Below are 748 nucleotides of genomic sequence, written 5' to 3' on the forward strand. Positions count from 1 at the left end.
GTATTTGGATTGCGCCGCCGGCCATGCCGGGCACAGGTCCTTTTAGAAAAGGTTTGCATCATGCCCAATGATTTCCAACAAACGTTTCCTCTTTCGTCGGTGCAGAAGGTGATCTGGCTGGACCAGGCGCTGCATCCGGATTTGCCGATCTATAACGTCGGTATGGCATGGCAAATCCGCGGTGCTGTGGATGCCGCATTGCTGCGCCAGGCGATCAATCAGGTCGCCAATGCCAATGACGCGTTGCGCATGGTGCTGGACGACGAAGACGGCTTGCCGGTACAGCGCTTCCGTGACACGGTCGATGTGGCGTTGCCGGTCATCGATTTCTCCGGCCAGCCGGATGCCGATGCCCGGGCACGCGTCTATCTGGCGCAGGCATTCCGCCGCCCATTCGACCTGGCGCGCGGCGCGCTGTGGGAGGTGGAACTGGTGCGCACAGACGACTGCTGTTACTGGCTCAAGCGCTACCATCACCTGGTTACCGATGGTACTGGTTTGATCAATTTCCTGCACGCCGTAGCCGATGTTTACAACCGCCTGCTGGTGGACCCGCTGGCGGCAGCCGGCCCGGCCCCGTCCTACAGTGAATTTATCGCTGACGACTGCGCCTATCTGGACTCGCCCCGTTATGAACGCGACCGCCAGTTCTGGTGCGGACGTTATGCGCGCCTGCCGGAACCGCTGTTCGCGCGCCACGAGACCGAGATCACGGTCGATCTCGCCACAAGCGAACAGGTGCGCTGGA

The 748-nt window shown here is 61.1% G+C and carries 1 protein-coding gene; it reads left to right on the forward strand.

Features of this window, described 5'->3' with window-relative positions:
• Positions 1-60 precede the first annotated feature (60 nt).
• The coding region (locus AC0V2Y_RS27205; RefSeq protein ID WP_475418410.1) for a condensation domain-containing protein at positions 61-748 on the forward strand (688 nt) is incomplete at its 3' end.

It is taken from the genome of Janthinobacterium sp. BHSEK, from assembly GCF_056174685.1.